We start from the raw sequence: 25,082 nt of genomic DNA, 5'->3' as shown, positions 1-25,082 counted from the left end.
ATTCAGCCGCCGCGCAGCACGGCGCCCTTCTGCAAGGGCGTGACCGTGCCGCGGTAGATCGACAGCCACCCTCGCGGATCCGCGACCTCGGCCAGGCCGGACCGGCGCCGCGCGAGCACGTCGCCGGGAACTTCGAGGTTCACCGTCTTCGCCGCGACGTCGATGGCGATGCGGTCGCCGTTTTCGACGAGCCCGAGCGGACCGCCGTCGGCGGCCTCGGGCGACACTTCGCCCACCACGATGCCCTTGTTCACCAGACCCGACAGCTGCCCGTCGGTCACCACCGCCACCTTGCCGGTGAGCCCGGCGCCGTCCAGCGCGAACACCGGCCGCGAGGCCATGCCCATCCCCGGGCTGCCCTTGGGCCCCTGCCCGCGCAGCACCAGCACGTGTCCTTCGCGGACCTCGCCAGCCCGCAGGCCGGCCATCGCGTCGTCGACCGAGTCGTACACGATCGCAATGCCGGTGAAGGTGAGCTCGCGTTCCTCATCGACCGCGAGCTTTACGATTCCGGTGGCCGGCGCGAGGCTGCCGCGCACCACGACCACGGCCGGCCGCCGGGCCAGCGGATCGCCCGACGGGCGGATGATCTCCTCGTCGGAAACCTCGACCTCGGCGAGATTCTCGCCGACCGTGCGCCCGGTGACGGTCAGGGCCGAGGTGTTCAGCCGGCCTTCGAGTTGCTTGAGCACACCCGCCGCACCGCCCGCCGCCTCGAACGCCTCGATCGGATGCGGGCCGTTCGGGCGGACCGCGGTCAGCAGCGGCACGCTGTCGGCGTACTCCTCGAACAGGCGGTAGACGTCGACGTCGCATTCGGCCTCGGCGGCCACCGCCTGCAAGTGCTTGACGCAGTTGATGGATCCGCTGATCGCGAGCACGGTCATCACGGCGTTGGCGAAGGCGTCGCGGGTAAGGATCCGCCGCGGCTTGAGTCCGGTTCGGACCATTTCCACGATCCGCCGGCTCGCCGCGGCCACCGTCGCCCACATCGCCGGGCTGTTCGCCAGCACGGGTGTACTTCCCGGCAGGGCCATGCCGAGCGCCTCGCACACGATGTGCATCGAGTTCGCGGTGCCCATTCCCGCGCACACGCCCGGCCCGAGCACCGCGGCCTCGCTCATCTCGGTCAGGTCGCCGAGCCCGATCCGGCCCTGTGCGAGGTGACCGGCGGCGAGGAAGACATCCTCGATATCGCAGTGCGCACCGCGAAAGGTGCCGGCCGGCTGGTACCCACAAGCGACGATGATCGTGGGAACATCCAGCCGGCCGGCGGCCATCAACTGCGCCGGCGCGGTCTTGTCGCACGACGCCAGGCAGATCATGCCGTCGAGCAGGGCGCCCTCGACGGCCGCTTCGATGTCGTTGACGATGAGGTCCCGGCTGGACAGGATGTAGCCGCCGCGCCCGCCCGCGCTGTGGATGAAGTCCGACGGCGCGGTGGTCCGGATCTCGAACCCGAGCCCGCCTGCCGCGCGGATCTCCGCCTTGACCCGCCGGGAGATCTCGTCGAGGTGGCTGTAGCAGATGGCCAGGTCCGACGACGAGTTCACCACCGCGATCTTCGGTCTCGTCATGTCCTCATCGGACAGTCCGAGGGCGCGCCACTGCGCGCGCCGGGTGGCCCAGCGGGAAGTACCGGCCTCGAAGTTGCTCCGCAGGTCCATGGTTCAGTCCAGGTTCTCGGTGAGCCGGTCGTGCAGGTCGGCGGGTTTGACGTCGTGGACGCTTTCCTTGCCCGCCAGCTCGAGCGCGTGCGCCGCGCCCGCGCCCATGGCAGCGCAGGGACCCATCACGCGGATGCTGGACAGTGCGGCTGCGTCGCCGTCGACACAGCGACCGGCCGCGACCAGGTTGTGCACGTCCGGCGCGAGCATGCTGCGCAGCGGAACGTAGTGCAGGTGGTCGGGCTCGAACAGCTCCCACACATAGCCCTCCGCGCGGTCGTGCAGCTCGATCGGCCACGCCGTGCGCGCCACCGAGTCCTCGAACCGGTGCCCGGTCCGGACCTCGTCGAGGGTCAGCTGGTGCACCGCGGCAAGCCAGCGGGTCTGGCGACGGCCGGGGAAACCGTAGGCGCGGACCTTCGCGTCACCGAACGCCTTCGGGAACTCGGCACGCAGGAACGCCACCGCCCGGTCGGCCTGGGCCCGGCCCTCGAGCTGGGCGGCGGAGGCGTGGACGGGGTCGAGCGGCGCTTCGATGTGGGTCATGTTCATGACCGCGGTGTTGCGGCCGGGGAAGAAGAAGGCGAGCCCGTCATGCCGGGTCAGCCCGTATTCCCCGGCCTTCTCGCCGACCCGCTCGGCCAGCTCGTCCCGGCCCGGCTTGTGGTTCTCGTCCAGGTTTTCCAGGACGAGCTGCTGCGAGCCATAGATCGTGCGCTCGGGGATCCGGCAGGGGAGGCCGGCCTCCCAGGCGAGCGCGGCGTCCCCGGTGGAATCGACGAACCCGGTGGCACACACGGTGATATCGCCGTAGCGGGAGGCGAAGGACACCGATTCGATGCGCCCGTCGCGCAGTTCGACATCCTGGATCACCGCGCCGAGAACCACCTTGACGCCGAGGGAGCGGATCCGCTCTTCGATCCAGCGGCCCAGCACGACCTCGTCGTAGAAGACGGTCATCGTGTGGCTGCGGTTGAAATGCAGGTCACCACCGGGCCCGAGATCGGCGAAGATCTCGTCGAACATGCCATGAGTGAGTTGCCGGTACTCGGGCGCGTTCCCGAAAACCCCGGCGAACAGCCCGATCAACGAGTTGACCATCTGCCCGCCGAGGACCGGCAGCGCGTCCACGAGCACCACGTCCCGGCCGAGTTTCGCGCTTTCGATCGCCGCGGAAATACCCGCAACGCCGGCCCCGACGATGCAGATGTCGCCGGTGACCTGGTGGGCGGCGGTGCCCTGCCGCTTGCGGACGGTGTCGACCTTCAACTCGGTCAGCGGGTGCGGCATCGGCGCTCCTGTCCACGGTGACGGTTCAGTCAGCGTAGGAAACGCTTGCCGCGCAACGGAAATAAAGCCTTCGCCTACCAGGAATAAATGCGGTTTATGCCAGGAGGCTGTGCAAGGCCCGAGACGAGCACGCTTGTGACACGGCCGGCTATCCGGTGACCAGGGTCGAGCCGGTGGCGAAGAGCGCGGCACGCACCGGGTAGAAGTAGGTGGAACCGTCGTCGCCACCGGAAAGCAGCCCCTGTGCCTGGTTGCCGGCGACCAGCGGCGAGCCGGAGTCGCCCGCCCCGGCGTGGAGGTCCGTCTTGATCGCCCCGACGACCTCGCCCTGCTCGTAGCGGACCGTCTGGTTTCTCGCTTCGATCCGGCCGCAGGTCCAGCCGGTGGTCGACCCGTCCTTGCACACCGACGCGCCGACCGGCGCCTCGATCGAGCCGGCGACCCGGGTGCCGTTGGCGAGCCTGCCCAGCGGCATCCAGTTCGGGTTCACGCGTGCCAGCGAGTAGTCCTCGCCGGGGAAGCTGTAGGTGACGAAATAGCCCATCGGCTCGCGGTTGTACCCGCTGATCGACCTGCCGTTGGCCGCACAGTGGCCGGCGGAAAGGAATCCGATGGTCACCGCGAACCCGACGGAGCACCGGATATTGGCGCCTACGTAATACGCGTCGCCACCGCTGACACCGAATTGCGGTCGCGGCGACTGGGCGCGCTCGACGACGAACGCGTCGGGCGCCCCCGACTGGGCGAGGAACCGCTCGGCCTCGGCCCGGTGGCCCGGCTCCACCCCCACGGTGACCCGGTTGTGCTCCGTGTCCACTCCCCAGCTCGTGATCGACCTGGGCGCGGCCGCCTCCCGTGCGTTCAGCCGGGCGACCATCGCGTCGAGCTGGCGGGCGCTGTAGCGCACCTGCCGGACGTCCGCGCCGCTCGCCCGCACCAAGCCCAGTTTCGCGGGATCGGTGACCGCCACTTCGAGGCGTCCGGCGCCGGGGCGGAACATCGCGCCGCCGAACGCGTCGCCCAGCTGTGACCGCAGGGCCTGCTCCAGCCGGCTCGCCCTGGTCGAGGCGGTGAGTTCGTCTACCGCTTGGTCGTGGGTGAGCCCTAAATCGCGTTGCATCGCGGGCAGCAGGCCCGCGTTCAGCGGAACGAACGAGGGTAGGGCGTCCGCCGGTTGTGCGGCAAGTGAGGCGGTGGCCACGATGGCCATCACCACGATGGGGACCTTCATGTTCCCTCCCTGATCAATGCCAGAGGGAAATGACCTTGTGAATGACGCTACGACCACCCCGTCGCGTGCGCGTCACCCTAAGGAGTGGGAATCGTCCCCAGGAGTATAAACCGGCTCAACCTTCCACTGTGGACGATCAGTGGCGGCCCAACAGCCCGCCGAGCACGTCGTCGAGGAGACCGCCGATCACACCGCCGGAAGGCGAGGGATCGGTGCTGCCCGGCCCGGTCTGGTCGGACGGCGGTGTGGTGGTCGTCGGTTGACTGTGCGATGAGGACGAACTGGTGCTCGACGGCGCGTTGTCGCTCGTGGTGGACAGTGTCGTGGACGAGTCGGTGCTCGTCCTGGACGCCGGCCGGTTGTCGTGGTGCCCCCTGCCGCTCCGGGAGCTGGGCTGCTCCGAGGCGGACGTGCCCCCAGCCGTGGCGCCGCCATCGGGCGCGGCGCCCAGCGTCGTACTGCTGCCGACCGGCGTCGTCGGCATACCGCTGGACAGCAGTGACGAGTCGGTGGCGACCGAACTGGACGGCGGATCGATGACTGCCCCACCGCCGGCGCCCCCGGCGAGCGGAGCGATCGTGTTGTTGTCGGAGTGGCCGGCGCCGAACACGGTCACGGCGAGCCCGGCCAGTGCGGCCACCCCGGCCGCGACCGCGCCCACCTTCACGGCGCGGCGGCGTTCCCATTTGCCTTCCCGATGCAGCAGCTCGGCGACCGGGATGCGTTCGGTCGGCGTGTCGTCCGCCTCCACGACCGCAGGAAACTCCTGGGTCAAGCCCTCACGGCGCAGTATGTCGGCAACCGTCACGCGCTTTTCATACTCGGACACGCCTTCGCCCCTCCGTTCCTCGCTGTCGGCATATCTTGGCCGCCGTTACCAGTTCGTGTCATAGAGAGTGATCCAAATCACGTCAATCTTTGGCGATCCGCAGCGCCGAGGCCCGGCGGGAGCGCGGCGGTGGCCGCCAACCATACTTTGCCAACGGAGGTGAATGCCGATGCCGGTCCGCAACCCACTGCGGTCGTTGGTGCGCATAGCGGACTGGTTCGAGCAACGCGGCGTCTACGTGCCCGGCGAGGACAACCACACGGTGGATCCGTGGCGGGACTTCGGCTGGCTCATCGTCGTCTGGCTGATCGCGATCGGCGCGTTGATCCTCTTCTTCGCGGTCGCCACCTAGCGGTGATCATGGCCCGGCGAGTGGAGCCCGTCACTCTTCCTGCCAGGCCGGTCACGGCTCGGCCACAGCCCTACACCAGGTCTGCCTCAACCCCCCGTTCCGGCTCGTCCCGACGGGCGCGGAAGGCCACAGTGGAGCGGGCCCGGCAGAAGTAACTACCTCGGATGGACTACCCGCGGGCCCTCATCACGAGTAAAGGAAGTGGGCTGGAGTGCGCACACCGAGCACCCTGGTGGCCGCGTTCATCTTGTCGGCCGTTGCCGCTTGCGGTGCGTCGGCGCAGGTGACCAGCGGCTCGACGAGCACCAGCAGTCAGCCGTTGGCCCAGGACGCGCGACCCCGCCCGCAGACCATGCACTTCGGCGACCAGTACCGCTTCGGCGACGGCCTGACCATCGTGATCTCCAGCCCCAAGTCGTTCAACCCCAGCGGCGGCGCCTACCCCCGCAGCAACCGGGCCGTCGCGTTCGAGATAGCGATCCGCAACGACAGCACCCAGCCCTACCAGTTGTCCGGGCTGTCGGTGTCGGCCACCATCGACGGCGCGGTGGCCAAGCAGTTGATCGACTCCACACAGGGCTACGGCGGGGTCGTGGACGCGGGGAAGGACGTCCAGCCCGGCCGCGACACGCGCGTCGCCCTGGCCTTCGCCGTGCCCGACCAGCCCTCTCCCATCGAGCTGACCGTGCGGCCCGCGGCGACCAGCGAGGCGGTCGCCGTCTACAGCGGCTCGACGTGACGTGTGTCCTGGGAGTGCGAGCCCCAGAAGTAGGCTCGGGCCATGAGCGACCAGCAACGGCTTTCCGCCGGTGACGCGGCACCCGACTTCACGCTGCCCGACAGTGAAGGCAAGAACGTCTCACTGTCCGACTACCGCGGCCGGCGGGTCATCGTGTACTTCTACCCGGCCGCCGGCACGCCGGGGTGTACCAAACAGGCCTGCGACTTCCGCGACAACCTCGCCGAGCTCAACGATGCCGGCTACCAGGTGCTCGGCATCTCGCCGGACAAGCCGGCAAAGCTGGCGAAGTTCGCCGAAGCCGAGGGGCTGACCTTCCCGCTACTGTCCGATCCGGACAAAACGGTGCTCACCGAATGGGGTGCCTTCGGGGAGAAGAAGAACTACGGGCGGATCGTGCAGGGCGTGATCCGGTCCACCTTCGTGGTCGACCCGGACGGGACGATCGCCAAGGCGCTCTACAACGTCCGCGCCACCGGCCACGTCGCCAAGCTCATCAAGGACCTCGCCATCGCCTGAGGGCCGCCGATCCCGGATGTGGGGCCGAGCCCCCGCCGGCAGGGCCGGTCCGGAAGGCACCGGTTTTGGAGCAAGGTGGATTTGCTCCAAAACGAGCGTCGGTGCGGCCGGGCCGGGACCTGCCCGGCGATGATCACGACCCGTCAGCGTGGTAGGTGTCGAGCAACTGGCGTTCCGCGACGTCCAGGTATTCACCGAGCATGTGCTCGGCCTGCACGCCGTCGCCCGCACGCAGCGCATCGAGGATGGCTTCGTTGAGGTCCAGGTACGGCTCGTGGAACGGCTGCGGGTCCGCCATCACATGGAACACCAGCCGCATCTCGGCAAGCATCCCGCGCATCAACTCGTCCACCCGGGCACTCCCGGCGAGGGCGGCGAGCCCTTGGTGGAAGTGGATGTCGGCACTGCCGAGTTCGCGCCATGCCCGCCGCTTGGCCGCGTCCCGGCCCTCCTCGACGGCGACCTCGGCCTGCCGCAGCCGCTCCCCCGGCGGCTCGGTGACGGCACGGACGATGGCACATTCGACGATCTTGCGCAGCCGGTAGAGATCGGCCACGTCCTCGGCGCTCAGCACCCGCACGAAGACGCCGCGGTTGAGCTCGTGTACGAGCAGGCGCTCGTGGGTCAGCAGCCGGAACGCCTCCCGCAAGGTGTTACGGGAAACTTTCAACGCACCCCCGATGGCCTCCTCCGACAGCCGGGTGCCCGGCTGGAAGAACCCTTCGGTGATCCTCTCACGCAGGAGATCGGCGAGACGTTCGGCGATACTCGTGCGACCCAGCAATGCCTGGTCGGACGCCAGCCCGGCCAGGGTGGGCAGGGCCTCGCTGCTCAAGGCGGCCTCCGGAAGTCGGCAAGTGTGTGGACTCAAGTTAACCAGCCGACATCGGGACGGTCCAACACGCCTATCGACCGAATGGCGTATCACAGGATTTGAGTATTGCCTTCTTGTTCAACAATCTCTACCTTGTGTCTCATCTCACTATCGCGAGCAGATCGGATGAAAGAAATGACCGGACCCAGCACCGCGCTCGGCGACCGCCGGTCGCTGCGTCGCGCGTTCGTGGCCAGCCTGTCCGGCACGAGCCTCGAATACTACGACTTCGCGGCCTATTCCGTGGCCGCCGCGACCGTTCTCGGCAAGCTGTTCTTCCCCTCCGGCGACGACCTCGCCGGGACCATGCTGGCCTTCACCACCTACGCGGCCGGCTATCTGGCCCGGCCGTTGGGCGGGTTCATCTTCGGCCGGCTCGGCGACGTGCTGGGCCGCAAGAAGGTCCTGGTCTACACCCTCCTGCTCACCGGGATCTCGACGTTCCTCATCGGTGTGCTCCCCACCCATGCCTCGCTCGGCGGGTTCGCCGCGGTGCTGCTGTTCGCCCTCCGGTTCGCCCAGGGCGTCGGGGTCGGCGGCGAATGGGGCGGCGCGGTGCTGCTGTCCAGCGAGTTCGGCGACGAGAAGCGACGCGGTTTCTGGGCTTCCGCCGCACAGATCGGTCCGCCCGCCGGAACCCTGCTGGCCAACGGCGTTCTCGCGCTGCTGGCGGCGGTGATGAGCGCGGCGTCCTTCGAGGCGTGGGGCTGGCGGGTCGCGTTCCTGCTCTCCGCCGTCATGGTCATCTTCGGTCTCTGGCTGCGCCTGAAGCTCGAAGAGACGCCGGTGTTCGCCAAGATCGCCGAGCGCGGTGAGAAGCCGAAGGCCCCGGTGACCGAGGTCTTCCGGCACGAGCCGCGCGCCCTGATCGCCGGCATCCTCGTCCGGATCTGCCCCGACGTGCTGTACTCGCTGGTCACCGTGTTCGTGCTCACCTACATGGTGACCAAGCTGCACCTTTCGCGAAGCGAAGGGCTGGGCGCGGTGATGATCGGTTCCGCGGCGCAACTGTTCCTGATGCCCGCGTTCGGCGCGCTCTCCGACCGAATCAACCGCCGGAAGCTCTACATCATCGGCACGATCGCGGCCGCGATCTGGCCGTTCGTGCTCTTCCCCATGATCAACACCAAGTCGTTCGTCATGATCGCGATCGCGGTGGTGGTCGCGCTGGCCATCCACGCCCTGCTCTACGGCCCGCAGGCCGCCCTGATCACGGAGCAGTTCTCGGAGCGCCTGCGCTACACCGGAGGCTCGCTGGCCTACACCCTCGCCTCGGTCGTCGGCGGCGCGGTGGCTCCGCTGGTGTTCACCGCATTGCTGGCCGGATCAGACACCTGGGTGATCATCGCGGGCTATGTCACCGTGACCGGTGTCCTCACCATCGCGGGCGCGGTGCTCGCTCGCGAACCCAAGGTCACCGAGAGCCTGACCACGCCGGAGAAAGTTTCGCAGTGACGGTCACTCTCGGCCTGGACTGCTCGGCGTAGCCGACCCCAGCGGCTACGCCGAGCAGGCAGACTCGGTGTCCAGGCCGGCTCGAATCCGTCCCTGCGATAAGCGTGCCCTGCCGGGTTCTCCGGCAGGGCACGTCCATGTTGCGCCAAGGATGCGAAGCCGCGGTGGCACAAGGCATTTCGATCTGTGGGCTGATCGTTGGCCACCGTGGCCTCGCCGATCCCGGGTGATCAAGCGTGGGCGAGTTGCCGCAGCGCCGGAACCAGGGCCCGCAAGGCGCGACCGCGATGGGACTGCGCGTCCTTCTCCGCGGGGTCGAGTTCCGCGGACGTGCGGGTCTCACCCTCGGGCACGAAGATCGGGTCGTAGCCGAAACCGTTGGTGCCGCGAGCCTTCCTGGTCAACGCGCCCCGCCACTCCCCACGGACGACGGTCTCCTCACCGCCCGGGACGACGAGCGCGGCGGCGCAGACGAAGGCCGCTCCCCGGCGCTCGTCGCCGACGTCGGTCAGTTGCGCCAGCACGAGATCGAGGTTCGCCCGGTCGTCGCCGTGCTGCCCCGCCCACCGCGCGGACAGCACGCCGGGCATGCCGTTCAACGCGTCCACGGTGAGGCCGGAATCGTCGGCCACGGACGCCAGCCCCGTCGCGGCGGCCGCGTCGCGGGCCTTCGCGAGTGCGTTCTCCTCGAAAGTCGCGCCGGTCTCCGGGGCCTCCTCGAACTCGTCGACATCGGCGAGCCCGAGCACCTCCAGTCCGGACACCTCCTCGACGGCCAGGATCCGCCGCAACTCGGCGAGCTTCTTCTGGTTGCGAGTGGCCAGCAGTACGCGGGTCACTTCGCCCCCTTCGACTTCTTGCCCGCCGGCGGCTCCGGCAGCACGCCCGGGTAGGGCTCGGCCAGCGCCTTGGCCTGCCTGCGCGTCAGTTCCTCGCAGCCGGCCAGCGCCAGGTCCAGCATCTTGTCCAAAGTAGACCGCGTGAAGGTGGCGCCCTCGCCGGTGCCCTGCACCTCGATCAGCGTGCCGGCGTCGGTGGCGACCACGTTCAGGTCGACCTCGGCTCGGGAGTCCTCCTCGTAGGGCAGGTCGAGGCGCACGCGCCCGTCCACCACCCCGACGCTGATCGCGGACACCATCGCCGACAGCGGCTGCGGGTCGGCCAGCCGGCCGGCCGCGCCGAGCCAGGTGATGGCGTCGGCCAGCGCCACGTAGCCACCGGTGATCGCGGCCGTGCGGGTTCCACCGTCGGCCTGGATGACGTCGCAGTCGAGGTGAATGGTGTTCTCGCCCAGCGCCGACAGGTCGATGCAGGCGCGAAGCGCGCGCCCGATGAGGCGGCTGATCTCGTGCGTCCGGCCGCCGATGCGGCCCTTGACCGACTCGCGGTCCCCGCGGTCGTGGGTCGCCGAAGGCAGCATCGCGTACTCGGCGGTCACCCAGCCGAGGCCGGTGCCGGCCCGCCACCGAGGCACGCCCTCGGTCACGCTGGCCGCGCACAGCACCCTCGTCCTGCCGAACTCGATCAGCACGGAGCCCGCTGGCCAGTCCTGGTATCCGCGTGTGATCTTCACATCGCGAAGCTGGTCGTCGTTCCTGCCATCTTTTCGCACCACGCCGCCAGCCTAGAACCCCGAGCGGCCGCGCGGTCAGCTGCGCCGGTTTCGCTACGCGGAGCCACCCGTCACGGGGTCCCTCCGGCGACCTGAACCAGGAACTCATCGACCTGAAGCCGGAACACGGCGACCTGAAGCGGGGACACGGCGGCCTGAACCGGGAACTCATCGACCTGAAGCGGGAAGTCGGCGACCTGGGGCGGGGACACGGCGGCCTGGGGCGGGAAGTCGGCGGCCTGGGGCGGGGACACGCGGGTGGGCGGTCACACCGGGTAGGTGGCGCCCGGCTCGACGAGGACCGTGGCGGGGAATTCCGCGCACGCCTCGGCGAGGACGGCATCGCGGTCGCTCCACGGCGCCACGTGCGTGATCAGCAACCGGCCCACGCCGGCGCGGCGGGCCAGCTCGCCGGCCTGCCTGCCGGACAGGTGCATGCCCCCGGGGCGGGTCGGCGAGTGGGTCCACGTCGCCTCGGAGAGCAGGACATCGGCCCCGTCGGCGAGTTCGTCGAGCGCGGGGCACGGCCCGGTGTCACCGGTGTAGGCGAGCGTGCGCCCACCGTGACGCACGCGCACGCCGAACGCCTCGGTCGTGTGGTCGACCGGCAGCGACCACATCTCGAACGGTCCGATGTGGACACCGACGCCGGGGCGCAGCGGGTGGAACGCGAACACGTCGGACAGATCGGTCTCGGCGAGCTTGGCTTCGCTGGGGGCATACGCGGCGGCCAACCGTGCCGGCGCGTTGCCCGGTGCGAACACCGGAAGGCGACGCTCACGCATGTCGTAGGGCGGCTCGGGATGCTTGCGGCGCAACACCGTCAGTGCGGTGAAGTCGGCGCAGTGGTCCGGATGCAGGTGGCTGAACACGAGCGCGCCGAGACCGAACGGGTCGTGCCGGGCCTGGAGCTCGGCGAACGTGCCGTTGCCGAGTTCGAGCGCGAGCAGGAAGCCGTCGGCTTCCACCAGGTAGCCGGACGCGGGCGTGCCCGGCCCGGGAAGGCTTCCCGAACAGCCGAGCACGGTCAGTCGCACGGCGGCACCTCGTCAGGCGGTCAGCACGGGTGAGAGCCCGAAGCCCAGGAACCGGCGGGCCAGGCGCGAGAACGGCTCGGGCGAGCCGGTGGCGACGAACTCGTGCTGCGGCGGGGTGTCCCGCTCCACCAGCAGGTCGAGTTCGGTGAGCACCCGGACGACGTCCTTGGCGGTTTCCTCCGCGCTGGACACCAGGGTCACCTCCGGGCCCATGACGATCTGCAGGACACCGGTCAGCAGGGGATAGTGCGTGCAGCCGAGCACAAGGGTGTCCACCTCGGCGCGCAGCAACGGCTCGAGGTAGCCCTGCGCGAGCCCGAGCACCTGCCGGCCCGAGGTGATGCCACGCTCGACGAAGTCCACGAACCGCGGGCACGCGACGCTGGTGACCTCCACATCGCGCGCGGCGGCGAACGCGTCCTCGTAGGCACGGGACCGGACCGTGCCTTCGGTGCCGATCACGCCGATCCGGCCCGTGTGCGTCGCCGCGACCGCCCGGCGGACGGCCGGCAGCACGACTTCGATCACCGGTACGTCGTACCGCTCGCGCGCGTCGCGCAGGCATGCGGCCGAAGCCGTGTTGCAGGCGATCACCAGCGCCTTCACGCCGTCCGCGACCAGCTTGTCGAGGTTCGCCAGCGCCAGTTCGCGTGCCCGCGCGATGGGGAGCGGGCCATAAGGGTTGTTCGCTGTGTCGCCGACATAGCGGAGCTGTTCCTGAGGCAACTGGTCGAGCATCGCCCGTGCGACCGTCAGGCCCCCGACACCGGAATCGAACACGCCGATGGGCTCCTCACGACTGATCACTGCCCCTCCGCGAGTAAGACGCCGTGGTCACCTTGGTTGCCGCGATCTGACCGAGCGCTGATCACGCCACGAGGTTACCTGGCGCTCGCCGCCGTTGGGACCTGGCCGCGAACCACGCCGCGAGCACCCCGCCGATCGCGCCGAACAGGTGAGCCTGCCAGGACACGCCCGCCTTGCCGGGCAGCAGGCCCCACAGCGTGCCGCCCCACAGCACGAGCAGGACCGCGGCCACCAGGAGTTGGCCGAAGCTGCGGTTGAAGATGCCGCGCACCAGCAGATACGCCAGCCAGCCGAACGCCACTCCGGAGGCACCGATCGTCGTGGTTCCCGGGTCACCGGTCAGCCAGACCCCGAGCCCGCTCACCACCCACACGGTCGCGGTCACCGCGGTCCACCTGGCGATCCCGGTTGCCATGGCCAGGAACCCGAACACCAGCACCGGAACGGTGTTGGCCAGCAGATGCGCCCATCCGGCGTGCACCAGCGGCGCCCAGATCACCCCGTCCAGGCCGTCCAGCGTGCGCGGCACGATCCCCTGCCGCTCCAGCCAGCCACGGGAGACCAGATCGGCGATCTCGACGAGGTACAGCAGCGCGGTGAAGGAGAAGATCACCAGCGCCGCAATCTTGGGGTGCGGCGGCAGGATTCGCTGGCCGGAGCGAACGGGTGCGGGGACGGGCGACGTGCTCATAACTTTCACGGTACGTACCCGGCGTGGGCCATGCCTCGGAAGAAATCCCTGATTTCCCAGCTACGCCCAGAGCTGGCCGTCAAGGCGTTCGGCCGCCTCGTCGAGAGTTCCGCTGTAGGCGCCGGTGGACAGGTACTTCCACCCCGCGTCCGCGACGATGAAGGCCACGTCGGCGGATTCACCACGCGCCACCGCTTTCTCGGCGACGGCCAACGCGGCATGCAACACGGCACCGGTGGAAATTCCCGCGAAGATGCCCTCGTGCTCCAGCAGTTCACGGGTGCGTCGCAGCGCGTCGTATGCGCCGACCGAGTAGCGCCCGTTCAGCACCGTGGCGTCGTACAACTCGGGCACGAAGCCCTCGTCCAGGTTGCGCAGCCCGTAGACCAGCTCACCGTAACGCGGCTCGGCCGCGATGATCTGGACGCCGGGTTTCTGCTCGTGCAGGTAGCGGCCGACGCCCACCAGGGTGCCGGTGGTGCCCAGCCCGCCGACGAAATGCGTGATCGTCGGCAGGTCCTTGAGCAGCTCCGGTCCGGTTCCGCGATAGTGCGCGTCGGCATTGGCCGGGTTGCCGTACTGGTAGAGCATCACCCAGTCCGGGTTCTTCTCCGCCAGTTCCTTGGCTCGCCGCACCGCCTCGTTCGACCCGCCGGCGGCCGGTGAGAACACGATCCGCGCGCCGTATGCCTGCAACAACTGCCGGCGCTCGGCCGAGGTGTTCTCCGGCATCACGCACACCAGGCCGTAGCCCTTGAGCTTGGCCGCCATGGCCAGCGCGATGCCGGTGTTACCCGAGGTCGGTTCCAGGATCGTGGCGCCCCGGAACAGCTTGCCCTCGCGCTCGGCGGCTTCGATCATCGCCAGCGCCGGCCGGTCCTTGACCGACCCGGTCGGGTTGCGGTCCTCCAGCTTGGCCCACAGCCGCACTTCGCGCGACGGCGAGAGCCGGGGCAGGCCCACCAACGGGGTCCCGCCCAGGGCGTCGAGCAACGACTCGTACCGAGCCATCAGCACCAACCGCTCAGCGCATACCGCCGGCCACGGCCGGCAGGATCGTCACCGTGTCGCCGTCCTTCACTTCGGCGTCCAGCCCACCGGAGAACCGCACGTCCTCGTCGTTGACGTAGACGTTGACGAACCGGTGCAGCTTGTCTTCCTTCACCAGACGGGCCTTGACACCGCCGTGCCTGGACTCGATGTCGTCGATCACCTCGAGCACCGTCTTGCCGGACGCCTCGACGGACTTCTGCCCGCCGGTGTGCGTACGCAGGATGGTCGGGATGGACACGGTCACGGCCATGGGGTTACCTCCGCTTGGATCTCTCTAGGTGCTGACGTTCGGGGAGCGGTCGTTATTCCAGGATCTCGACGGGCTCTTCGGTGATGACGCCGTCGACGATCCGGAACGAGCGGAACTCCTGCTTCTCCGGTTCCCGGGTGGAGACCAGCACGTAGTGCGCGTCCGGTTCGGAGGCGTAGGACACGTCGGTCCGCGACGGGTAGGCCTCGGTCGCGGTGTGCGAGTGGTAGATCACCACCGGCACCTCGTCGTTGGCGTCCATCTCCCGGTAGAGCTTGAGCAGGTCACCGGAGTCGAACTCGTAGAAGGTGGGCGACCGGGCGGCGTTGAGCATCGGGATGAACCGCTCCGGCCGGTCGGAGCCTTCCGGCCCCGCGATCACCCCACAGGCCTCGTCCGGATGGTCCCGGCGGGCGTGCGCGACAATCTCGTCGACCAGTTCACGGCGGATCCGAAGCACGACAACATCTTAGGTGCTGGACAAGGGGTGTTCACGGAGTGAGAAGTAGCACCTCAGGACGCCAGGGCTGACCGATCAGCGCGTCGATCAGCGCCGCCCCGAGGTACACCAGCCAGCGCATGGTGACCTCCGCCTGCCCGCTCGGTAACCGCTCCCAGGTCTGGAGATTCGGTTTCCATCTCGGTCGCCCGAGCACCAGAGCTTGGGCATGCGTATAGGTGACCAGCCAGTCGTGGGCGGCTCGGCGGTTCATGGTGAACGCGGCCTGACCGGCCCATTCGGTCGCCACGCGCCGCACGGTCGCGGTGACCGTCTCCCGCATGGCATCACCGTGCCGCTGCCGGAATGCCATGCTTTCCTCCTTCGTGTCATAGGCGTCCGGAAAGAGGTGTTCGTCAGCAAGCCTTCTGGCGCGCCGGAAGGGGCGCCGTGCCTCTTGCGCTTCCAAGGCGGCGAGGAGTTCTTCCGCGACGGTACGCAGGCAAACGGCTACGTTCGGCGACATTTCGACGAAAACTCCGTCACCGGCTGGACTCACGGTCAAGCAGTCATGCATGCGCACTCCCCCGCACCGTGGCGCGGATTCCCCACACCTGGAATCGGGAGACGAGTTCCTCAGCCTGCTCGCGGCCCGCACACCAGGTCAGCAGCGCTTCACCGGTGGTGTGGACGTCCCGGACCAGCTCGGCAGCGCGGTCCAACGGCAGGCCGAAAACGGTGTGCACGACATAACCCACACCGACGAAGGTGTTGACGTCATCGTTGTGCACGATCACGGCCCATGGCCGCTCTTCTTCCATGACCGGAGGATCTTCGCCCGGCCGTTTCCCGTTACCGGCGGCCCTACTTCGTGAACGCTTCGGGCCAGATGTCACGGTAGGCGGGCAATTCTGCGGCGGAGACCGCGGACAGCAGGCCGTGGACCATGGCGCGAGCGAACACGCGAGCCGCCGCGGAGCACAGTTCGTTGAGCTGGAAAGGCCGTAATGCCGGATCCGCGGGCAGTTCCCGCGCCCCGGTCGCCAGCGCGAAAACCGTGTCGCCGTCGTACATCGTGTGCGCGGGGCGAACGGCTCGCGCCAGCCCGTCCTGCGCGGCGACGGTGAGCCGCCGGCACTCGGCCTTGGACAGCGCGGCGTCCACCGCGACGACACCGATCGTGGTGTTCAGGTCCTGCCGTTCACGCGCGAGCACTTCGCCGGGCCGGTTCGGCCACACCACACCGAAATCGCCGTGGTCTGCCGCGAACGGCACGCCGGTGTCGAGCCGGACGGCCTCCCCCGCCGCGTTCACCACCGCGAGCGCGCCGACGGTGTAGCCGTTCACGACCTCGCTCGCGGTGCCCACACCGCCCTTGAGCGAGCCCACTTTCGCGCCCGTCCCGGCGCCCACCGTGCCCTGCACGACCGGCCCCGGCGAAGCGGCTTCGCAAGCGGCATAACCGAAAGACGCGTCGGGCCGGTTTCCCCAGTCGCTGCGGGGCAGGTCGAAGATCACCGCCGCCGGCACGATCGGCACCACCTCGTGCGCCGCCGTGCCGACCGGAAAACCGTGGTCGCGCTCGGAAAGCCAGCGCATCACGCCGTCGGCGGCGGCCAGCCCGTACGCGCTGCCACCGGACAGGCAGATCGCGTGGACCTGCTGAACCAGGTTCTCCGGTTCCAGCAGGTTCGTCTCTCGCGTGCCGGGTGCGCCCCCGCGCTGGTCCACCGCCGCCGTCGCGCCCTGGGGAACGAGCACCACCGTCGTTCCCGTCGCCCAGCCCGATTCGAGGCGGTGATGGTGCCCGACGAGCACACCGTCGACGTCGGTGATCATCCGGCGAGCGCCCGGACGAGACTTTCCTGGACCCAGGTCAGCCAGTGGTAGACCCCCAGATGTGGCGAGCGCGGGTCCTCCTCGGGTAACTCGTCGGGCATGTCCTCCGTGACGTCGAGGGCGGTGCCCAACGCGAGCCGAACGTCGTTCAAGGCCGACAACCACGCGTCGGCCTGCTCGTAGGTGAGCCGGACGTCACCACCGTCACGCGGCAGTGTCTCCATGACCACGGCCGCCACCCCGACCTTCGCCTCGACGAGTTCGGGCTCGTGCAGCGAACGCAGCGCGGAAGCCGAGTCCAGGCTTTCCTTGCTGGGGTTGTCCGGATCGAGCTTGTGGTAGTCGGGCAGCAACCGGGACAGCACCGGATCGTCCGGCGACTCCGACGGCCCGGTACGGATTCCGGTCAGCTCCGCGAGCGGATCCTGGGGAGCCTCTTCGGCGCGGGCCCGCAGCATGTCCTCGAGCTGGCTGACCAGCCCGCGCAGCACCGCCGCCTCCTGCTGCTCGAAGCCGGCGAAGACCTTGCCGCCCCGCTTATGCCAGTCCCTCATGCGTGCTCCATGGTCGCCCAGAGTCCGGCGGCGTGCAGTTTGGTGACGTCACCCTCGACCTTCTCCTTGGTTCCGGACGACACGATCGCGCGCCCCTTGTGATGCACGTCCAGCATCAGCTTGGTCGCGTGGTCCCGGCTGTACCCGAACAGCTTCTGGAACACGTATGTCACATAGGACATCAGGTTGACCGGATCGTTCCACACGACGGTCTGCCACGGTCTGTCCTCGGCACCGAGGTCGGCCCCGACTGGATCAACCTGCGTCTGTTCGGCTTCGACAGGCGTGGTCATACCCACCATGTTGTCACGTAACCGACAGCCGGTGGACCAGTGGGCGGTCCGTTCGGGTGATTCGTAGGCTGATGCCTATGGGTCTGGATGAAACATTCGGCAGCACCGCCCTGCTCACCGACCATTACGAGCTGACCATGCTCGCCAGCGCGCTCGCCGACGGCTCCGCGGCCCGTGACTGTGTGTTCGAGGTTTTCGCCCGCCGGCTGCCCGACGGGCGGCGCTACGGCGTTGTCGCGGGCACCAACCGAGTGCTCGACGCGATCGCCGACTTCCGGTTCACCGACGCCGAAATCGACCAGCTGGCCGCGACCGCGGTCGTCGACGACGCGACGCTGAAGTGGCTCGCGGGCTACCGGTTCAGCGGAGACATCGACGGCTATGCGGAAGGCGAGCTGTACTTCCCGGGCTCCCCCGTTCTCACCATCCGGGGCAGCTTCGCCGAGACCGTCGTGCTGGAAACCCTCGTCCTGTCGATCCTCAACTACGACAGCGCGGTCGCCTCGGCCGCCGCGCGGATGTCCGCCGCCGCGCACGGCCGCCCCATCATCGAGATGGGCGGGCGACGGACGCACGAGTACGCCGCGGTGGCCGCCGCGCGCGCCGCCTACCTGGCCGGTTTCGCCACGACGTCCAATCTGGAGGCCGGCCGCCGCTACGGCATTCCGACCCGCGGCACCGTCGCGCACGCCTTCATGCTGTTGCATGACACCGAGGAAGACGCCTTTCGCGCGCAGGTGGCGAAGATGGGGGCCGACACGACACTGCTCGTCGACACCTACGACATCACCAAGGGAATCGAGACCGCCGTGGCGGTCGCCGGCACCGAACTCGGCGCGATCCGGATCGACTCCGGTGATGTCGGCGTGCTGGCCCGCAAGGCCCGTGAACAACTGGACGCCCTGGGAGCGCGGGACACCCGCATCATGGTGTCGGGCGATCTCGACGAGCACGCGATCGCCGCGCTGCGGGCCGAACCCGTGGACGCCTACGGGGTCGGCACCTCGGTGGTGACCGGGTCGGGCGCGCCGACCGCCGGCATGGTCTACAAGCTGGTCGAGGTGGCCGGCCGGCCGGTGGCGAAACGCAGCGAGAACAAGGCTTCCCGCGGCGGGCAGAAGGCCGCGCTGCGCCGGCACAAACCGACCGGCACCGCGCTGGAAGAGGTCGTCTACCCGGCCGCCCAGCCGCCTCAGCTCGGAGAGCACGACCGCTTGCTGCACATTCCGCTGGTGCGCGGCGGGCAGCCGGTGGACGGCCTGCCCACCCTGGACGACGGGCGGGCACTGTTGCGGCGGGGCCTGGTGAGCCTGCCGTGGGAGGGCCTCAAGCTGTCCCACGGCGAACCCGCGATCCCCACGATCTTCCGGTAGGCGCGAGACTGGGGGCAAGCGAGTGCGGGAGGCGTTCGTCGATCGCGCGTCTTGAAAGACACAGAGGGGATGAGATGAGTAACGCACTGATCGTGGTGGACGTGCAGAACGACTTCTGCGAGGGCGGCTCGCTGGCGGTCACCGGTGGCGCGGAAACCGCCGCCAGGATCACCGAGTTGCTGGGCGAAGGTGGTTACGACCACGTGGTCGCCACCCGTGACTACCACATCGACCCGGGCGCGCATTTCAGCGACCAGCCCGATTTCGTGACGTCGTGGCCGCGCCACTGCGAGGCGGGCACGCCCGGCGCGTCGTTCCACCCGGCGCTCGATGTCGGCCCGATCGACGTGGTGTTCTCGGCAGGCCAGTACAGCGACGGTTATTCCGGTTTCGAGGGATCGACCTACTCGGGCGAAGGGCTCGCCGACTGGCTGCGGGCGCGTGACGTGACGGAGGTGGACGTGGTCGGCATCGCCACCGACCACTGCGTCCGGGCGACGTCACTTGATGCGGCCCGCGCCGGGTTCTCGGTCCGGGTGCTGCTCGACCTGACCGCGGGTGTCGCCCGGCCGACCGTGGACAAGGCCCTCGACGAGTTGCGTGCCGCGGGCGTGACGCTCACCGGAACGCCGAGGGTCGGCTGATGCCACCGATGCTGCGGAAACAGAACATCCGATTTCGCGAGCGGCTCGCCGCCAGCAAGGTGATCGCCATCCTGAGCGCCGACGACACCACCTACTTCGCGGATGTGGCGCAGGTGCTCTATGAGTGCGGAGTCCGGGTCATCGAGGCCGCGCTGACCACGCCCGGCGCGCTGGACGCGATCGGCGCGATGCGGCTCGAACTCGGCGCGGACGCGATGATCGGCGCGGGCAGCGTACGTACCCAATCCGATGTGGACGATTGTGTCGCGGCGGGCGCGGAGTTCCTGGCCACCGCGACCTACGCACCGAAGGCGCTGGACCGGGCGCAGGCGTACCGGGTGCCGGTGGTCTGCGGGGCGCTCACGCCGACGGAGATCGACTCCGCTTGGCGCCGCGGCGCGGCGGCGGTCAAGGTGTTCCCGGTCGCCCAGGTGGGCGGGCCGGACTACATCGACGCGGTCCGCGCACCACTGCCGGAGATCCCGCTGGTGCCCGCCGGTGGGGTACGACTGTCCGATGTGGACGCATACCTCGGCGCGGGCGCGTTCGCCGTCGCGGTCGCTTCGCCGCTGACCGGCGACGCCCTCTGCGGCGGCCGGCTGGACGAATTGGCGAAGCGCGCTGACGAACTGGTGGCGACCGCCGGGAAATACGTGTAGCCCTCGCCATCGGCTGCCCGGTCGGCAACCCCTGGCGGGATCACCGGGACGTGTGGTCGGCGCCCGTGGCCGGTCTTGACGGTGGGGGCCGGTAACGTCTGTGTGCATGCCCGCCCGCACCGCATTCCCCGGCATCAACGAGCTCCTGACGCACGCCGTCGAGGCGCTCGGTGGAGCCGAGCGCGCGGGCCAGGTCAAGATGGCCGAGGCCGTCGGCCACGCCATCCGCACCGGCGAGCACCTCGCCGTGCAGGCCGGCACGGGCACCGGCAAGTCGCTGGCCTACCTGGTGCCCGCGATCCGGCACGCGGTGCAGAAGGACACGACGGTCGTGGTCTCCACGGCCACCATCGCGCTGCAACGGCAGCTCGTCGACCGCGACCTGCCGCGCCTGGCGAAGGCGCTTAAGAAACCCCTCGGCCGGGAGCCGACCTTCGCGATCCTCAAGGGCCGCCGTAACTACCTGTGCCTGCACCGGCTGGACACCGGCGCGCCGGAGGAGCCGGAGGACCCGGGCCTGTTCGATCCGTTCGCGGTCTCCCGGCTGGGCAAGGAGGTCACGCGGCTGCGTGAGTGGTCTTCCGACACCGAGACCGGCGACCGCGACGAGCTGGTGCCCGGTGTGTCCGAACAGGCGTGGCGGCAGGTTTCGGTGACGGCGAGGGAATGTCTCGGGGTCTCCCGGTGCCCGGTCGGCACCGACTGTTTCGCCGAGCGCGCACGGGCCGAGGCCGGGCGGGCCGACGTCGTGGTGACCAACCACGCGCTGCTCGCGATCGACGCGCTCCAGGGCTACCAGGTGCTGCCGGACCACGACCTGGTGATCGTCGACGAGGCACACGAACTGGTCGACCGGGTGACCTCGGTCGCCACCGGCGAGCTCACCAGCTCGATGATCGCGATCGCGGTCCGGCGGTGCGGCAAGCTCATCGACGGCGCGGTCGCCGATCGGCTGCAGGAAGCCAGCGAGGGCCTGGCCATCGTCCTGGAGGAGCTGCCCGCCGGGCGGATGGATGCCCTCCCGAAGGCGTTGGAGGGCACCCTCAAGACGGTGCGTGACGGTGCGCATGCCTGCCTGACGGCGCTCGGCTCCGACCGGAAGGAAGACGTCGGCGAGGCCACGGCACGCAAGCTGGCGCGCTCCCAGGTCGAGGAAATCCACGACACCGCGACCCGCCTGCTCGACGCGTTCGACGAGGACCTCGCGCACCAGCGCGACGTGGTGTGGCTGTCCAACGACCGGTTCGGCGCCGGCAATCGCCCACCCATGCTGCATATCGCGCCGCTTTCGGTGTCGGGCCTGCTCCGCGAGCGGGTGTTCGGCATGGCCACCACGGTGCTCACCTCCGCGACGCTGTGTCTCGGTGGCGCCTTCGACACGCTGGCCCGGCAATGGGGGCTGCCGCCCTCGCCGGCGCAGCGCGCCAAGGCGGAAGGAACCGCCACCGACCAGGCGCCCCCGGCGGACGACGAGACGCTCGCCTGGACCGGGCTGGACGTCGGCTCGCCGTTCGATCACCGCAACAACGGCATCCTGTATGTGGCCAAGCACCTGCCGCCACCGGGCCGCGACGGGCTCGGAAAGTCCACTTTGGCGGAGATCGCGGAGCTGATCGACGCGGCGGGCGGGCGCACGCTGGGCCTGTTCTCGTCGATGCGGGCGGCCAAGCAGGCCGCCGAGGAACTGCGCGAGCGGATCGGGCACCCGATCCTGTGCCAGGGCGAGGACGCCACGTCGCTGCTGGTGCGCAAGTTCGCCGAGGACGCGCGCACCTGCCTGTTCGGCACCCTGTCGCTGTGGCAGGGCGTGGACGTTCCGGGGCCTTCGCTGCAACTGGTGATCGTGGACCGGATCCCCTTCCCCCGCCCGGACGACCCGGTGTCCTCGGCCCGCCAGCGCGCCGTGGAGGCCCGCGGCGGCAACGGTTTCCTCACCGTGGCGGCCACGCATGCCGCCCTGCTGCTGGCGCAGGGAACGGGCCGGCTGCACCGCTCGGTCGCGGACCGGGGCGTCGTCGCCGTGCTCGACTCGCGGCTCGCGACCGCGCGGTACGGCGGTTTCCTGCGTGCCTCGCTGCCGCCGTTCTGGCCCACCAGCGACCCGGAGGTGGCGCGTGCCGCCCTGCGGCGGCTGGACGCGTCGGCGTCCGATGTGGGCGGCTGAGGATGACGAGGCTCACGCGGGTGACGGAGAGCGGGGAACCTGGCCCCGACGCCGCGACCGCCGCCCCCGCGTGGGGGCCCAGCGGCTGCGGCGCTACGGTAAAGCGAGCGTAAGGACGGAGGAGCGCCGTTGTCTCAGGAGCCGCCGCAAGCCAGGTCCCGTTCGGTCAGCGTGGACGACGTGGGGGTTCGCCGGCAGCTTGCCGACGGCAGCGAGGAGTCCGTCACGTGGGCGGATTTGTCGTCCGTGGTGATCAGGGTGATTCCCGAGGGGCCGTGGCGGGAGGACGTGTTCCTCATGCTGGCCGGTGCGGACGGCACCGGCACCGCGGTCCCCAGCGGCGATCCCGCGGCCGACGCCCTCATCGAGCGCTTGCAGACGCTGCCGGGTTTCGACAACGACAAGTTCGTCGAGGCCATGACGACCGATGCCGACGAGGCATACCTGGTCTGGAAAGCCGACCCCGCGCCCAACTAACCCGCCCCCGCTTCCGATCCGCGTGCTTCCAGCCCGCGTGTCCCCGCCCCAGACACCCGAGTTCCCGGCCCAGGCGAGCGAATTCCCGGTTCCAGCCCGCGTGTCCCCGCCTCAGGCACCCGGGTTCCCGGCCCAGGCGGGCGAGTTCCGGAATGTCTACTGCGGACTATCCGTAGCAAACATTCATTCCTCCACAACGGAGCACGACAGACAGGGTCAGGGCCAGCGGGCGAGGACGGTGACCGTGCCGGGGTCGACCTCGGTGAAGCCCGCGTCGCGAACGGCGATGACGCGGCGCGAATGCCATGCGCCGGCCGGGTCGTCGCCCGGATGCAGTTGCTTCCACTCGTCGATCGTGGGCGTCCGCACCGCACACGCGTAGCCCATCTCGGCCCATGCAGCGAGTTGCTCGGGCCCCAGCAGCGCGGCGAGGATCATCGTGCCGTGCCCAACCTGGGCCGCGGCCTTGCCGACGGTCATCTGGACCTCGGGGTTGAGCAGCAGCAACGGCCGGTCCTCCGGTGCCGGACCCGGATCGTCCGAGGGGAGGTCGCTGCCCGAAATCTGCAGGCGGGCGATCTCCTTGGGCACCTCCACCACACGCCCGGGCACCAGCGCCCGCGCCTGCGCGCCATCCACGGTCACGGTGACGCCCGGAAACTCCTGCGCGGCCTGCCAGTGCGCGCCCCGGGCGCGGCGGGCGACTTTGCGGATGTGTCCGCTCACCCACGCATGTACCGCGTCGTGCCACTCCCCGCCCGGCCGCGCGCGCTCGTCGAGGCACAGCGCGACCGCCGCGGTCGCCGCGGCTTCGAGCAAGGGTGTCCGGCCCGGCGGTTCGGCCTTCTCCAGGCGCATGACGATGGGCATCGCGCGGATCTCTTCCGGGGAAGCCTCCGGCAGCGCGGTGTCCTCGGCGGGCAGTCCCGGCCAGTAGGCGTACCGGGCCGCGAGCGGGGCCAGCACGTTCATGGCCGGTACAGCTCGAGCCCGTCGGCCGCGTCGGCGGCCTCCACCTCGGCGCGGGTGACACCGAGCACGAACAGCACTGCGTCCAGGTACGGGTGGGACAGCGCGGTGTCCGCGACCTCCCTGAGCGCGGGCTTGGCGTTGAACGCGATACCCATGCCGGCCGCCCGCAACATGTCGATGTCGTTCGCGCCGTCACCGACCGCCACGCACTGGGCGAGCGGGATTTCGTACTCGGTGGCGAAGCGGCGCAACGCGGTCGCCTTGCCCTCGCGGTCGATGACCTCGCCCACCACCCGGCCGGTGAGCTTGCCGTCGACGATCTCCAGCTCGTTCGCCGCGGCGAAATCGAGGCCCAGTTCGTCGACGATCTTGCTGATGACCCGGGTGAAGCCGCCCGAAACCACCCCGCACCGGAACCCGAGCCGCTTGAGGGTGCGCACCGTGGTCCGCGCACCCGGCGTCAGCATGACGGTACGGGCGACCTCGTCCAGCACCGATTCGGGCAAGCCCGCCAGCAGCGACACCCGCCGCTCGAGGGACTCGGTGAAGTTCAGCTCGCCGCGCATGGCCGCTTCGGTGATCTCGCGCACCCGGGGCTCGACCCCGGCGTGGGCGGCGAGCATCTCGATGACCTCGCCCTGAACGAGCGTGGAGTCCACATCGAACACGATCAGCCGCTTGGCCCGGCGAGCCAGCCCCGCCCGCTCGACCGCGATGTCGAGGCCGCCGGAGGAGGCGACGTCGGCGAGCACGGAACGCAGCTCGTCGTCGGCCTGGTCGGTGTCCTTGGCCACCGACAGGTGGACCTCCAGCCCGGTGACCGGATAGTCCGCGATCCGGCGGATCGCGTCGATGTTGGCACCAAGGTTCGCGATCCGGCGCGCCACGTCGGTGAACGCGCGAGCGGTCAGCGGGCGCCCGAGAATGACCACGACATGGCTGGAGCCCTGCCGCGCCGGCGCGAACGGGTCCTCGCCGATCGCCTCGCCGATCCGCACCTCGACGTGCATGGCGACGGTGGCCATCGCCTGCTCGACGGCCTCCTGCAGCGCTTCCGGATCGGTCTCCACCCCGACCAGGACACCCAGCACGAGCTGACCGCGGATCACGACCTGCTCGACGTCGAGCATCTCCACACCGTGCCGGGTGAGCGCCGCGAACAGGACGGACGTGACGCCCGGCTTGTCCGGCCCGGTGGTCGTGATCAGGACGGGCGTCATGACGCTTCCTCGGACACGCGGCCACTGCGCGCGCTCAGGTAA

General features: G+C 69.7%; 30 protein-coding genes. 9 read left to right on the top strand and 21 right to left on the bottom strand.

The features are described from left to right. Nucleotides 1-2: 2 nt before the first annotated feature. From ilvD to A3CU_RS0135200, 4 genes are all read right to left on the bottom strand, one after another. Nucleotides 3-1,667 carry a dihydroxy-acid dehydratase gene (gene ilvD, locus A3CU_RS0135215; RefSeq protein ID WP_043843668.1) on the bottom strand — a complete coding sequence of 555 codons (1,665 nt, stop codon included), beginning with the start codon at nt 1,665-1,667 and terminating at the stop codon, nt 3-5. Nucleotides 1,668-1,670: 3 nt separating this feature from the next. Further along, entirely contained in the window at nt 1,671-2,957 is a 1,287-nt protein-coding gene (locus A3CU_RS0135210; protein ID WP_027946181.1) for an FAD-dependent oxidoreductase, read from the bottom strand. A gap of 148 nt (nt 2,958-3,105) precedes the next feature. Then, on the bottom strand, nt 3,106-4,188 hold the full coding sequence (locus A3CU_RS0135205) for a S1 family peptidase (protein WP_027946180.1): 1,083 nt from the start codon (nt 4,186-4,188) through the stop codon (nt 3,106-3,108). A 136-nt stretch (nt 4,189-4,324) separates the two neighbouring features. Next, the gene (locus A3CU_RS0135200; RefSeq protein ID WP_027946179.1) at nt 4,325-5,017 is read right to left on the bottom strand and encodes a hypothetical protein; all 693 of its coding nucleotides are present in this window, start codon (nt 5,015-5,017) and stop codon (nt 4,325-4,327) included. A gap of 169 nt (nt 5,018-5,186) precedes the next feature. Here A3CU_RS0135200 and A3CU_RS0135195 point away from each other — a divergent pair, with 169 nt between their 5' ends. From A3CU_RS0135195 to bcp, 3 genes are all read left to right on the top strand, one after another. Beyond that, a complete protein-coding gene (locus A3CU_RS0135195) occupies nt 5,187-5,369 on the top strand; it encodes a hypothetical protein (protein WP_027946178.1) in 183 nt (60 codons plus the stop codon). A 211-nt stretch (nt 5,370-5,580) separates the two neighbouring features. Next, nucleotides 5,581-6,108, top strand: coding sequence for a hypothetical protein (locus tag A3CU_RS0135190; protein WP_245617480.1), 528 nt, complete (start codon nt 5,581-5,583; stop codon nt 6,106-6,108). A gap of 42 nt (nt 6,109-6,150) precedes the next feature. Further along, nucleotides 6,151-6,627: a thioredoxin-dependent thiol peroxidase gene (gene bcp / locus A3CU_RS0135185; protein WP_027946176.1), complete on the top strand. Its 477-nt coding sequence runs from the start codon at nt 6,151-6,153 to the stop codon at nt 6,625-6,627. A 133-nt stretch (nt 6,628-6,760) separates the two neighbouring features. Here bcp and A3CU_RS0135180 read toward each other — a convergent pair whose 3' ends face one another. Further along, nucleotides 6,761-7,462 (bottom strand): GntR family transcriptional regulator, encoded by a 702-nt coding sequence (locus tag A3CU_RS0135180; protein ID WP_027946175.1) that lies wholly within the window; start codon nt 7,460-7,462, stop codon nt 6,761-6,763. Between the two features lie 174 nt (nt 7,463-7,636). On the opposite strand from A3CU_RS0135180, the gene A3CU_RS0135175 reads away from it, so the two are divergent. After that, the gene (locus A3CU_RS0135175; protein ID WP_052372716.1) at nt 7,637-8,956 is read left to right on the top strand and encodes an MFS transporter; all 1,320 of its coding nucleotides are present in this window, start codon (nt 7,637-7,639) and stop codon (nt 8,954-8,956) included. Nucleotides 8,957-9,186: 230 nt separating this feature from the next. Here the strand turns inward: A3CU_RS0135175 and rdgB are convergent, their stop codons facing one another. The 14 genes from rdgB to clpS form a co-directional block, all read right to left on the bottom strand. Further along, nucleotides 9,187-9,795 carry an RdgB/HAM1 family non-canonical purine NTP pyrophosphatase gene (rdgB, locus tag A3CU_RS0135170; RefSeq protein WP_027946173.1) on the bottom strand — a complete coding sequence of 203 codons (609 nt, stop codon included), beginning with the start codon at nt 9,793-9,795 and terminating at the stop codon, nt 9,187-9,189. Further along, nucleotides 9,792-10,571, bottom strand: coding sequence for a ribonuclease PH (gene rph, locus A3CU_RS0135165; protein ID WP_027946172.1), 780 nt, complete (start codon nt 10,569-10,571; stop codon nt 9,792-9,794). The genes rdgB and rph overlap by 4 nt, the downstream gene beginning before the upstream one ends. 68 nt (nt 10,572-10,639) lie before the next feature. Continuing rightward, nucleotides 10,640-10,822: a hypothetical protein gene (locus A3CU_RS0135160; protein WP_027946171.1), complete on the bottom strand. Its 183-nt coding sequence runs from the start codon at nt 10,820-10,822 to the stop codon at nt 10,640-10,642. Between the two features lie 12 nt (nt 10,823-10,834). Continuing rightward, nucleotides 10,835-11,605 carry an MBL fold metallo-hydrolase gene (locus A3CU_RS0135155; RefSeq protein ID WP_027946170.1) on the bottom strand — a complete coding sequence of 257 codons (771 nt, stop codon included), beginning with the start codon at nt 11,603-11,605 and terminating at the stop codon, nt 10,835-10,837. A 12-nt stretch (nt 11,606-11,617) separates the two neighbouring features. Beyond that, the gene (gene murI / locus A3CU_RS0135150; RefSeq protein ID WP_027946169.1) at nt 11,618-12,412 is read right to left on the bottom strand and encodes a glutamate racemase; all 795 of its coding nucleotides are present in this window, start codon (nt 12,410-12,412) and stop codon (nt 11,618-11,620) included. A 61-nt stretch (nt 12,413-12,473) separates the two neighbouring features. Then, the gene (locus tag A3CU_RS0135145) at nt 12,474-13,103 is read right to left on the bottom strand and encodes a rhomboid family intramembrane serine protease (RefSeq protein ID WP_027946168.1); all 630 of its coding nucleotides are present in this window, start codon (nt 13,101-13,103) and stop codon (nt 12,474-12,476) included. Between the two features lie 60 nt (nt 13,104-13,163). Continuing rightward, nucleotides 13,164-14,114, bottom strand: a complete 951-nt coding sequence (locus A3CU_RS0135140; RefSeq protein WP_027946167.1) for a PLP-dependent cysteine synthase family protein — start codon at nt 14,112-14,114, stop codon at nt 13,164-13,166. Nucleotides 14,115-14,127: 13 nt separating this feature from the next. Further along, the gene (locus tag A3CU_RS0135135) at nt 14,128-14,406 is read right to left on the bottom strand and encodes a MoaD/ThiS family protein (protein ID WP_027946166.1); all 279 of its coding nucleotides are present in this window, start codon (nt 14,404-14,406) and stop codon (nt 14,128-14,130) included. Between the two features lie 52 nt (nt 14,407-14,458). After that, a complete protein-coding gene (locus A3CU_RS0135130; RefSeq protein ID WP_027946165.1) occupies nt 14,459-14,866 on the bottom strand; it encodes a M67 family metallopeptidase in 408 nt (135 codons plus the stop codon). Between the two features lie 31 nt (nt 14,867-14,897). Beyond that, on the bottom strand, nt 14,898-15,422 hold the full coding sequence (locus tag A3CU_RS55975; protein WP_063628956.1) for a DUF2017 family protein: 525 nt from the start codon (nt 15,420-15,422) through the stop codon (nt 14,898-14,900). Then, nucleotides 15,415-15,666, bottom strand: coding sequence for an ATP-dependent Clp protease adaptor ClpS (locus A3CU_RS48310; RefSeq protein ID WP_043843665.1), 252 nt, complete (start codon nt 15,664-15,666; stop codon nt 15,415-15,417). Before A3CU_RS48310 ends, A3CU_RS55975 begins: the two co-directional genes overlap by 8 nt. Nucleotides 15,667-15,709: 43 nt before the next feature. Further along, the gene (locus A3CU_RS0135115) at nt 15,710-16,684 is read right to left on the bottom strand and encodes a P1 family peptidase (RefSeq protein WP_027946164.1); all 975 of its coding nucleotides are present in this window, start codon (nt 16,682-16,684) and stop codon (nt 15,710-15,712) included. Then, a complete protein-coding gene (locus A3CU_RS0135110; protein ID WP_027946163.1) occupies nt 16,681-17,238 on the bottom strand; it encodes a DUF2017 domain-containing protein in 558 nt (185 codons plus the stop codon). Before A3CU_RS0135110 ends, A3CU_RS0135115 begins: the two co-directional genes overlap by 4 nt. Then, the gene (gene clpS, locus A3CU_RS0135105) at nt 17,235-17,531 is read right to left on the bottom strand and encodes an ATP-dependent Clp protease adapter ClpS (protein ID WP_027946162.1); all 297 of its coding nucleotides are present in this window, start codon (nt 17,529-17,531) and stop codon (nt 17,235-17,237) included. Before clpS ends, A3CU_RS0135110 begins: the two co-directional genes overlap by 4 nt. Nucleotides 17,532-17,608: 77 nt before the next feature. Here clpS and A3CU_RS0135100 point away from each other — a divergent pair, with 77 nt between their 5' ends. The 5 genes from A3CU_RS0135100 (at nt 17,609) to A3CU_RS0135080 (ending at nt 22,848) form a co-directional block, all read left to right on the top strand. Then, nucleotides 17,609-18,904: a nicotinate phosphoribosyltransferase gene (locus tag A3CU_RS0135100; protein WP_027946161.1), complete on the top strand. Its 1,296-nt coding sequence runs from the start codon at nt 17,609-17,611 to the stop codon at nt 18,902-18,904. Nucleotides 18,905-18,978: 74 nt separating this feature from the next. Then, nucleotides 18,979-19,548: a nicotinamidase gene (locus tag A3CU_RS0135095; RefSeq protein WP_027946160.1), complete on the top strand. Its 570-nt coding sequence runs from the start codon at nt 18,979-18,981 to the stop codon at nt 19,546-19,548. An 8-nt stretch (nt 19,549-19,556) separates the two neighbouring features. Further along, on the top strand, nt 19,557-20,207 hold the full coding sequence (locus A3CU_RS0135090) for a bifunctional 4-hydroxy-2-oxoglutarate aldolase/2-dehydro-3-deoxy-phosphogluconate aldolase (protein ID WP_425388308.1): 651 nt from the start codon (nt 19,557-19,559) through the stop codon (nt 20,205-20,207). Nucleotides 20,208-20,313: 106 nt separating this feature from the next. Beyond that, nucleotides 20,314-22,371, top strand: coding sequence for an ATP-dependent DNA helicase (locus tag A3CU_RS0135085; protein ID WP_027946158.1), 2,058 nt, complete (start codon nt 20,314-20,316; stop codon nt 22,369-22,371). 129 nt (nt 22,372-22,500) lie between these two features. Beyond that, nucleotides 22,501-22,848 (top strand): hypothetical protein, encoded by a 348-nt coding sequence (locus A3CU_RS0135080; RefSeq protein WP_027946157.1) that lies wholly within the window; start codon nt 22,501-22,503, stop codon nt 22,846-22,848. Between the two features lie 216 nt (nt 22,849-23,064). Here A3CU_RS0135080 and A3CU_RS0135075 read toward each other — a convergent pair whose 3' ends face one another. Further along, nucleotides 23,065-23,820 carry a peptidyl-tRNA hydrolase gene (locus A3CU_RS0135075; RefSeq protein WP_027946156.1) on the bottom strand — a complete coding sequence of 252 codons (756 nt, stop codon included), beginning with the start codon at nt 23,818-23,820 and terminating at the stop codon, nt 23,065-23,067. Further along, nucleotides 23,817-25,040, bottom strand: a complete 1,224-nt coding sequence (gene serB, locus A3CU_RS0135070; RefSeq protein WP_027946155.1) for a phosphoserine phosphatase SerB — start codon at nt 25,038-25,040, stop codon at nt 23,817-23,819. The genes A3CU_RS0135075 and serB overlap by 4 nt, the downstream gene beginning before the upstream one ends. Nucleotides 25,041-25,082: the final 42 nt, after the last annotated feature.

The organism is Amycolatopsis taiwanensis DSM 45107, from assembly GCF_000519205.1.
Taxonomy (GTDB): domain Bacteria; phylum Actinomycetota; class Actinomycetes; order Mycobacteriales; family Pseudonocardiaceae; genus Amycolatopsis_E; species Amycolatopsis_E taiwanensis.
Note: the sequence above shows the minus strand (reverse complement) of the source record. Positions and strands in the feature narration are given on the sequence as shown.

Excerpts from the sequence above, each read along its gene's own strand:
- A3CU_RS0135195 (WP_027946178.1), top strand. The coding sequence starts at position 5,187 with ATGCCGGTCCGCAACCCACTGCGGTCGTTGGTGCGCATAGCGGACTGG.
- serB (WP_027946155.1), bottom strand. The coding sequence starts at position 25,040 with ATGACGCCCGTCCTGATCACGACCACCGGGCCGGACAAGCCGGGCGTC.
- A3CU_RS0135095 (WP_027946160.1), top strand. The coding sequence starts at position 18,979 with ATGAGTAACGCACTGATCGTGGTGGACGTGCAGAACGACTTCTGCGAG.
- A3CU_RS0135075 (WP_027946156.1), bottom strand. The coding sequence starts at position 23,820 with ATGAACGTGCTGGCCCCGCTCGCGGCCCGGTACGCCTACTGGCCGGGA.
- A3CU_RS0135115 (WP_027946164.1), bottom strand. The coding sequence starts at position 16,684 with ATGATCACCGACGTCGACGGTGTGCTCGTCGGGCACCATCACCGCCTC.
- clpS (WP_027946162.1), bottom strand. The coding sequence starts at position 17,531 with ATGACCACGCCTGTCGAAGCCGAACAGACGCAGGTTGATCCAGTCGGG.
- A3CU_RS0135100 (WP_027946161.1), top strand. The coding sequence starts at position 17,609 with ATGGGTCTGGATGAAACATTCGGCAGCACCGCCCTGCTCACCGACCAT.
- A3CU_RS0135175 (WP_052372716.1), top strand. The coding sequence starts at position 7,637 with ATGACCGGACCCAGCACCGCGCTCGGCGACCGCCGGTCGCTGCGTCGC.
- A3CU_RS0135210 (WP_027946181.1), bottom strand. The coding sequence starts at position 2,957 with ATGCCGCACCCGCTGACCGAGTTGAAGGTCGACACCGTCCGCAAGCGG.
- ilvD (WP_043843668.1), bottom strand. The coding sequence starts at position 1,667 with ATGGACCTGCGGAGCAACTTCGAGGCCGGTACTTCCCGCTGGGCCACC.
- A3CU_RS0135110 (WP_027946163.1), bottom strand. The coding sequence starts at position 17,238 with ATGAGGGACTGGCATAAGCGGGGCGGCAAGGTCTTCGCCGGCTTCGAG.
- A3CU_RS55975 (WP_063628956.1), bottom strand. The coding sequence starts at position 15,422 with ATGCATGACTGCTTGACCGTGAGTCCAGCCGGTGACGGAGTTTTCGTC.
- A3CU_RS0135145 (WP_027946168.1), bottom strand. The coding sequence starts at position 13,103 with ATGAGCACGTCGCCCGTCCCCGCACCCGTTCGCTCCGGCCAGCGAATC.
- A3CU_RS48310 (WP_043843665.1), bottom strand. The coding sequence starts at position 15,666 with ATGGAAGAAGAGCGGCCATGGGCCGTGATCGTGCACAACGATGACGTC.
- A3CU_RS0135090 (WP_425388308.1), top strand. The coding sequence starts at position 19,557 with ATGCTGCGGAAACAGAACATCCGATTTCGCGAGCGGCTCGCCGCCAGC.
- A3CU_RS0135140 (WP_027946167.1), bottom strand. The coding sequence starts at position 14,114 with ATGGCTCGGTACGAGTCGTTGCTCGACGCCCTGGGCGGGACCCCGTTG.
- A3CU_RS0135135 (WP_027946166.1), bottom strand. The coding sequence starts at position 14,406 with ATGGCCGTGACCGTGTCCATCCCGACCATCCTGCGTACGCACACCGGC.
- bcp (WP_027946176.1), top strand. The coding sequence starts at position 6,151 with ATGAGCGACCAGCAACGGCTTTCCGCCGGTGACGCGGCACCCGACTTC.
- A3CU_RS0135205 (WP_027946180.1), bottom strand. The coding sequence starts at position 4,188 with ATGAAGGTCCCCATCGTGGTGATGGCCATCGTGGCCACCGCCTCACTT.
- A3CU_RS0135085 (WP_027946158.1), top strand. The coding sequence starts at position 20,314 with ATGCCCGCCCGCACCGCATTCCCCGGCATCAACGAGCTCCTGACGCAC.